The sequence below is a fragment of the Paraburkholderia ginsengiterrae genome (assembly GCF_001645125.1).
GTDB classification, from domain to species: domain Bacteria; phylum Pseudomonadota; class Gammaproteobacteria; order Burkholderiales; family Burkholderiaceae; genus Paraburkholderia; species Paraburkholderia ginsengiterrae.
This window is the reverse complement of the sequence record NZ_LXKA01000339.1, coordinates 44,080-51,621: the sequence shown is the minus strand read 5'-3', so window position 1 is coordinate 51,621 and position 7,542 is coordinate 44,080. Positions and strand designations below refer to the sequence as shown.

Annotated in this window: 6 protein-coding genes; 3 read left to right on the top strand and 3 right to left on the bottom strand. The window is 66.0% G+C overall.

Features of this window, described 5'->3' with window-relative positions; genetic code table 11:
- Positions 1-589: 589 nt before the first annotated feature.
- The 3 genes from A6V37_RS28255 to A6V37_RS28245 all read right to left on the bottom strand — a co-directional run bounded on the left by A6V37_RS28255 (position 590) and on the right by A6V37_RS28245 (position 4,413).
- A complete protein-coding gene (locus A6V37_RS28255) occupies positions 590-2,323 on the bottom strand; it encodes a ClcB-like voltage-gated chloride channel protein (RefSeq protein WP_064268199.1) in 1,734 nt (577 codons plus the stop codon).
- A gap of 112 nt (positions 2,324-2,435) precedes the next feature.
- Positions 2,436-3,173 carry a glutathione S-transferase gene (locus A6V37_RS28250; protein WP_064268198.1) on the bottom strand — a complete coding sequence of 246 codons (738 nt, stop codon included), beginning with the start codon at positions 3,171-3,173 and terminating at the stop codon, positions 2,436-2,438.
- Between the two features lie 157 nt (positions 3,174-3,330).
- The gene (locus A6V37_RS28245; protein ID WP_064286530.1) at positions 3,331-4,413 is read right to left on the bottom strand and encodes a YeiH family protein; all 1,083 of its coding nucleotides are present in this window, start codon (positions 4,411-4,413) and stop codon (positions 3,331-3,333) included.
- 117 nt (positions 4,414-4,530) lie between these two features.
- Here A6V37_RS28245 and A6V37_RS28240 point away from each other — a divergent pair, with 117 nt between their 5' ends.
- The 3 genes from A6V37_RS28240 (at position 4,531) to A6V37_RS28230 (ending at position 7,422) form a co-directional block, all read left to right on the top strand.
- Positions 4,531-5,421 (top strand): LysR family transcriptional regulator, encoded by an 891-nt coding sequence (locus tag A6V37_RS28240; RefSeq protein ID WP_064268196.1) that lies wholly within the window; start codon positions 4,531-4,533, stop codon positions 5,419-5,421.
- Positions 5,422-5,608: 187 nt separating this feature from the next.
- Positions 5,609-6,382, top strand: coding sequence for a TIM barrel protein (locus A6V37_RS28235; RefSeq protein ID WP_064268195.1), 774 nt, complete (start codon positions 5,609-5,611; stop codon positions 6,380-6,382).
- A 32-nt stretch (positions 6,383-6,414) separates the two neighbouring features.
- Positions 6,415-7,422 carry a sugar kinase gene (locus tag A6V37_RS28230; RefSeq protein ID WP_064286533.1) on the top strand — a complete coding sequence of 336 codons (1,008 nt, stop codon included), beginning with the start codon at positions 6,415-6,417 and terminating at the stop codon, positions 7,420-7,422.
- Positions 7,423-7,542 lie beyond the last annotated feature (120 nt).

Here is a 7,542-nt window from a genome sequence, read left to right as displayed (position 1 = left end):
GGGGGTTGGTCTCGAAGCGGTGCAGGGGGTGGGTGGGATAGGGGGGGTAGACGGCGAGAGCGGGCGGAGGGGCGAGGGGGGTCGCGGTGTGCACGGGAGGACGGACTAGGGGGGGTGGGTGGTCGAGCCGGGTGGTCGCGGGGCGGAGCGGATGGGTGGGGGAGGAGGAGACCAGGCGGGGAGGAATGGGGGTGGGGGTGGGGAGGGGGGCGGAGGAGACGGAAGTGAGGGGGCGGAGGGAGTGGGAGGAGGGGGGGTGGACAGAGGCATGGATAGCTGGGCCTGTGTCCATGTTGGGGAGGTGGCGGGCGGTGCGGATCGCGTGCTGGGTCTCGGTGGCGAGGAAGTGGACGTGCTGTTCGCAGCGGTCGTAAGGCTCGCCGTCGATAAGCAGGAAAATCAAGCGCGCCTGGTCGCGGCGCATGGCGTCGGCGGACGGGTCGCTCAGCTTCGCTCAGATCGAAGGACGGGCGTCTCGATGCGCCCGTTCCGGCGTAACGCGCGCTGCCGTCCGATTCGGCAGCGGTCTCTTCATTGTAAAGAATTTGCCACACTTTGCACGCCCGCCAGGCGGGGGCGCGGGTCGTCTCTAGCGACTCGGATTCATGCGGAAGTAGGCGTCGAGCAGCGAGCTTTTATAGACCACGCCGGCGAGCCTCGGATGCGCGGCACTCTCGACCACTGGCAGGCGCTCGCCCTGAAATGCGAGGAAATGCTGCAGCGCCACGCCAAGCGGCATGTCCGGCGTCAGCACGTCGAAATGCGGCTGCAGGTAGTCCGCGGCGGTTTTCGCGGAGGTATCGCGTTCTTCGAGCAGATCGGCGGTGATGTCCTTGAGCGCGACCACACCGAGAAAGGCGCCGGAATCGTTGGCCACGTACAGATATTTCACCGGATATTCGAGGAACACGCGCGTCATCTCCTGCACGCTCGCGTTGGGCAGCACGACGGTTTCGGCGGGCCGGATCAGTTCGCGCATCTGCGTGGCCCGCAGGCGCGAGCGCTCCTGTTCTTCGCGGTGGCGATGCAGGGTGATTTCATACATGGAGGTCTTGCCGATCGCGCGCGACACGAAATACGCGACCACGCAGGCGAGCATCAGCGGCAGCACGACCTGATAGCTGAGCGTCATCTCGAAGATCATCAGGATCGCCATCAACGGTGCCTGGGTGGCGCCCGCCAGAAACGCGCCCATGCCGACCATCGCATACGCGAACGACCCCGAGGTGGCGTTCGGCCACACCGCGTGCATCCCTTGACCGTACAGCGCACCGACTACGGCGCCCATGAAGAGCGTTGGCGTGAAGACCCCGCCCACCGCGCCGGAACCCGAGGTGGCCGCCGTGGCGACGAGCTTGAACACCAGCACGACGACGAGCGCGGTCCACGTCCACGGCGAATGCAGAATCGAGTTGACGACGCTGTAGCCGTTGCCCCACACCTCGGGCGTCCACACCGACAGAATGCCGACCACGAGGCCGCCGATCGCGAGCCTGATGGGCAACGGCACAGGCAGCTTGCGGAAGTTGGCCTTCGACACATCGAGCACGCGCAGAAACTGGGGCGCCGCCGCCCCGCACAGCAGGCCGAGCCCGACGAACAGCAGCACCTCGGCGCCCGCCACTGGCGGGAACACCGGCATCTCGTACGGCGGCTGGTAGCGGGTGAATTCACGCATGGTGATGTTGGCCACCACCGCCGAGACCACCACCGGCCCGAAGCTCTCCATTGCGATCGAGCCGAGCACGATCTCGGTGACGAAGAACGCGCCCGCGATCGGCGCGCTGTACGCGGACGTAATACCCGCCGCCGCGCCGCATGCCACCAGCAGACGCAGCCGCGACGGATCGAAATGCACCCAGCGTCCGATCAGCGAGGCGGCCAGCGCCGCCAGTTGCACCATCGGACCTTCGCGGCCGATCGAGCCGCCGCTCGCAATCGTGAACAGCGACGACACGCTGCGCCACAAGCTGAGCTTCACCGGCACCACGCCGTCACCGATCGCGACGGCTTCCATGTAGTCGGCGTGATTGCTTTTATCGGCGTAACGCTGCGCGATCAGCAGAAAGACGCCGGCGATCAGACCGCCCGCGGCGGGCAGCCAGATCCGCACGGTCCACGGCAAGCGGCGCGCCATTTCGACGAAGCTGCCGGACTTGCCGACCACCGCGACTTGCAGCAGCGCGATGCCCTCGCGAAAGGCGATTGTCGCGAAGGCTCCCGCGACGCCGACCACGACAGACCAGACCAGCATCGTATGGGCATCGGAGAGACGGAACAGGTCTTGGGCGCGGGTGCGCAGCTTCAGCAGGAATGAGAGCACGTCGGTGGTACAGGGCGTGAGAGTGGGTTGAAAAAAGTGCCCGGCAGCCGTCTCGCGTGCACGCTGGAAGGCGCACGCGAAGCGGCAGGCGGACGGGGGACGAGGGCGAGAGTCAAGTCGGTGCCTTGTCGAGTTCCGGATAGTGCCGGAAGATGCAGGCCTCGTTGTGCTCGATGCGCCGCTCGGACTGCAAATACGCGGCGATATTTGGCCGCTCGATCACCGCATCATGCAATGCGGCGAGGCGCGGGTAGTGCTCGCCGAAACGCTTGAGCGCACGCGGAAAGGCATACAGCAAACCGTCGATCAGCTGGAACATCGACAGGTCGACGTAGGTGAGCGTGTCGCCCACCATGAACTGGTCGCCGGCCGGATTCTGCTTGAGCACCCGCTCGAAGTACGACATGAACTTCGGAATGCGGTTGTCGATGAAGTCGTGCGCGCGGGTCTTCGCGGCGTCTTTCTGATCTTCGTAGTAGAGCGCGCTGGCGAGCGGATGGTGCGTGTCGTGCGCCTCGGTGACCATATCGGCGATGGTCAGTTGCAGGCCGTTAGCTACATAACGCAGGCTTTCCGCTTTGGGCGCGAGGTTCAGCCTCGGGCCGAGGTAGAACAGGATGTTGGCGGTCTGCGCGATCACCAGATCGCCGTCTTTCAGAAACGGCGGCGCGAACGGTGGGTGCGGTTCGTCGCGGCTCTTCATCACATCCATCATGGCGCGCGTGCCAAGTCCTTCCGACGGCTCGCCGCGCGTGACTTCCACGTAGTCGGCGCGGGCTTCCTCGAGTGCGAGCCGCACGAATTCGCCGCGGCCCTGGAGGCCATCCCAATAGTACAGTTCCAGGCTCATCGATCGATCCTCATTCCGGTGGCATGAACGCGCGGCGTAAGCGGATTGCGTGACTCGAGCGCGTCGGCAGCCAGTATGCCGCGCGGGCGTGACGGATGGGTCTCCTGAATGCGCAAAACCCCGCACGCGGCGGGGTGGGGATGAGGGCGAGGGCGGCTTAGCCGAGCAGGTGCTGGACAGCCCATGTAATTCCCAGTCCGCCGGCAATCAGCCACACATACAGGATGAAACCGGTGGTCAGCGCCCGGGGGCCGGCCTGACGGATCTGCGCGATGCGCGTTTCGATTCCGAGCGCCGTCATGGCCATGGTCAACGCGAAGGTGTCGAGCATGTTGAGCGTGCTGGTCGCGGCTTCCGGCAGCACATGCAGCGAATTGATCACGACGAAGGCGAGAAAACCGACTGCGAACCAGGGAATCGCCAGCTTGCGCGGTGCATTGCTATGAGCGCCGGCCGAAGCGTGAGTGCGGCGCGCCGAGCTGTTCACCCACATGCCGATCACCAGCAGCACCGGCACCAGCAGCATCACGCGAGTCATCTTGACGATGGTGGCGATGTGCGTCGCTTCGGGGCTCACGTTGCTGGCCGCGCCGACCACCTGAGCGACTTCGTGAATCGTGCCGCCGAAGAAGAGGCCCGCGCCCATGGTGTCCAGATGCAGCCAGCCGGCCTTGAACAGAACCGGGTAGAGGAACATCGAGAGCGTGCCGAACAGCACCACGCTGCCCACGGCCATCGCGCTCTTGTGCGGCTTCGATTGCAGCGTCGACTCGAACGCGAGCACGGCGGCCGCGCCGCAGATCGCGCTGCCCGCGGCGGTCAGCAAGGCGGTGTCGCGGTCGAGCTTCATGATTTTCATGCCGGCCCACGTGCCGATCACGAGCGTGCTCACCACGATCAGGACCGATTCCGCGAGACCGGGCAGACCGACCTGAGCAATTTCCTGCAGGCTCACGCGCAGTCCGAAGAACGCGACGGCGATGCGCAACAGCTTGCGCGCCGAAAAGTTGACGCCGGCCGCCCAACTGGCGGGCATGCCGTCGCGCAGCGCGTTGCCGTAGATGGCGCCGGCCACGATGCCGACGATCAGCGGACTCAGGCCCAGCCCGGCGATGGCCGGAATCGACGCGATACGCGTGACGGCGGCGGCGAAGAGTGCGACGAATAGCACGCCGTTGAGTTGCCCGCGGGTGGATAACTCGGCGGGGGAGGCGGAAGCAGTGAGATGTGCGGTAGTCATGATGCAGCCCTTAGGTGACTGACTGAATTCGATGGGGCTAATCCTAAATTAGATATATCGATATGAAAAATCATGATTTAGAATGTAAGGTATCACGCGAGCCGATACTTTGAACTCATGACCCCGGATCAACTTATAACGTTTGCCGTCGTCGCCGAGCATCGCAATATCAGCCGGGCGGCTGTGGCGCTGCATCTATCGCAGCCCGCCGTGTCCGGCCAGTTGCGGCAGTTGCAGGACGAATTCGGCGAGCCGCTGTATCAGCGCGACGGCCGCGGCGTGCGTCTGACACCCGCGGGCGAGCAGCTGGCCAGCTATGCCACGCGGCTGCGCGACACCTGGCGGCAGGCCCATGCGTACCGCGACGCGTTGCGCGGGCTCGAGCAGGGCACTTTGCGGATCGGCGCGAGCACCACGCCGGCGAGCTACCTGCTGCCGTATCTGATTGCCGACTTCCATCGCCGCTATCCGGACGTGACCTTGCATACCGCCGACGGCAACACCACCGAGATCGTCGCCGCGCTCGATTCGGTGGATATCGCCATGATCGAGGGGCCGGTCGGCGCGGATCTGCCGCCGGACACCGCGGTGCATGCGTGGCGCCAGGACGAGATCGTCGCGATCATGCCGCGTTCGCATCCGCTCGCGCAGTCAGGCGAAAACGGCGGCGTCGCGCTGGCGGCTTTCGGCGACCAGCCGCTGATCTTGCGCGAGGCGGGCTCGGCGGTGCGGCAGATCGTCGAGCGGGCGTTCGCGCGAGCGGGCGTGCCGATGCGCGTGGCGCTGGAGATTGCCGGCGTCGAAGGGGTGAAGGAGGCGGTGCGGGCCGGCATGGGCATCGGCTTCGTCTCGGTCATGTCGATGCGGCATGAAGACCGCGCGCTGTGTCTGATGTCGCTTAGCCCGGAGCCGCTCACGCGGCGGCTGTCGATTCTCGTGCCGCATGCGAGTGCGCCGTCGCGCGTGGTGGAGCAGTTTCTCGCGCTGTGCCTGGCCGACGGCCCCTGAAACAGACCGGCGTCGGTCGTCACGGGATCCGGTTGTATGCCAAGCCCGCCTGGGGATTTCCACTATGGTGCGTGACGCCGACCTCGGCGCACTATTCGGGCATCGGAAGCGCCTCGGCGCTTTTTTTAAAAATGCTTTTGGAACCGGTTCCAAAAGCATTCACCGGACGTAATTGAATTAATTCGACATGGCTGACGCAATGGACATCGTGATCGTCGCAAGCGCATTCGGCATGGAGGCGGTGCGCGCGGACGGTCATCTGAAGTGGGCGCAGGCGAGCAAACAGGCCGGCGCGGCGGGCTTCGAAGTACGCCGCGAGCTGTTCGCCGGCGAGGCCGAAGCCGAGCCGCAAAACCTGCGCGCGCTCGGCCGGCAAATTGCCGAACTGGGTTTGTGGTCGGTGTATTCGACGCCTGCTTCGCTCTATACGGTCGACGGCGAGCTCGATACCGACGCGCTACGCGTCTCGATCGAAGAAGCGATCGCGCTCGGTGCGCGTTTCCTGAAGCTGCAGCTCGGCGGATTCGCCGCCGACGCCTACGCCGCGGTGATCGCCGATCACCTGCGCTGCGCGGATTTGCGGCTGGTGGTCGAAAACGGGCAACTGGCGCAAGGCGGCTCGCTTGCGCAGTTCGTCGGCCTGTTCGAGGCATTGGCGCGCGAAGGCCACGCCGGCGTGCTCGGCATGACCTTCGACATGGGCAACTGGGCATGGTGCGAGGTCGCACCGCTCGAGGCCGCCGGACCGCTGGCGGCGCACGTTGACTACATCCACTGCAAGACGGCCGTCGGTGAGGGCGCGCGGCGCTTTCCCGCCGCACCCGCCGCCGACGACGCCCAGTTCGCCGCGGTGCTCGACAAGCTGCCGCGCCATGTGCCGCGCGGCATTGAATTTCCTTTCGACACGAGCCGGATCGACGCGGACGCGGCGCACTACGTCGCATGGTTGGGCGCGGCTTGACGCGCAGCACGGAACACCCGCAGGAGCAAAGCATGAGCAAGACCAGCACAGCACTCGATGTCATCACCTACGGCGAAGCCATGGCCATGTTCGTGGCCGCCGAAACCGGCCCGCTCGCGGGCGTCGGCCAGTTCACGAAGCGGATTGCCGGCGCCGATCTGAACGTGGCGATCGGCCTGTCCCGGCTCGGCTTCAAGGTGGGCTGGATGAGCCGCGTGGGTAACGATTCGTTCGGCCAGTACGTGCGCGACACGTTGACGAAAGAGGGCATCGACCAGGCGTGCGTGACGACCGACGAGCGTTATCCGACCGGCTTCCAGCTGAAGTCGAAGAACGACGACGGCAGCGACCCGGCCGTCGAGTACTTTCGCAAGGGGTCGGCGGCCAGCCATGTGTCGCTGGCCGACTACGCGGCGGACTACGTGCTGCAGGCACGCCACCTGCACCTGACCGGCGTGGCGCCCGCGATTTCGGCGAGCTCGCGCGAACTCGCGTTCCATCTGGCGCGTGAAATGCGCGCGGCGGGCAAGACGATCTCGTTCGACCCGAACCTGCGCCCCACATTGTGGCCGTCGCGCGCCGCGATGGTGGACGGCCTGACCGCGCTCGCCGCGCTGGCCGATTGGGTGCTGCCGGGCATCGGCGAGGGCGAGATTCTGACCGGCTATACGCAGCCGGACGATATCGCGAAGTTCTATCTGGATCAGGGCGCGCGGGGCGTGATCATCAAGCTCGGCGCGCAGGGCGCCTACTTCCGCACCGCGCGCGATGCCGCGGTGATCGCCGGCCAGCCGGTCGCGAACGTGGTGGACACGGTCGGCGCGGGCGACGGTTTCGCCGTCGGCGTGATCAGCGCGCTACTCGAAGGCAAGCCGCTGTCGCAAGCCGTGGCGCGCGGCAATCGGATTGGCGCGCTGGCCATTCAGGTGATCGGCGATTCGGAAGGCCTGCCGCGCCGCGCGGAACTCGATGCGCTTGAACAGGCCGATGAGCAGGCCGATGACCGAGCCGATGCGCCGAACGTCGCGACCGCCGCGTGACCGCCGCGTGACCGCCTTTAACGTGGACAGCCGCGTTTGCGCAGGCAACCGCGATTTTCGATAACAGCAAGAGCGTTCGCACGAGAGCGCCGCATGACCGTTCATCATTGTTTCGGGACG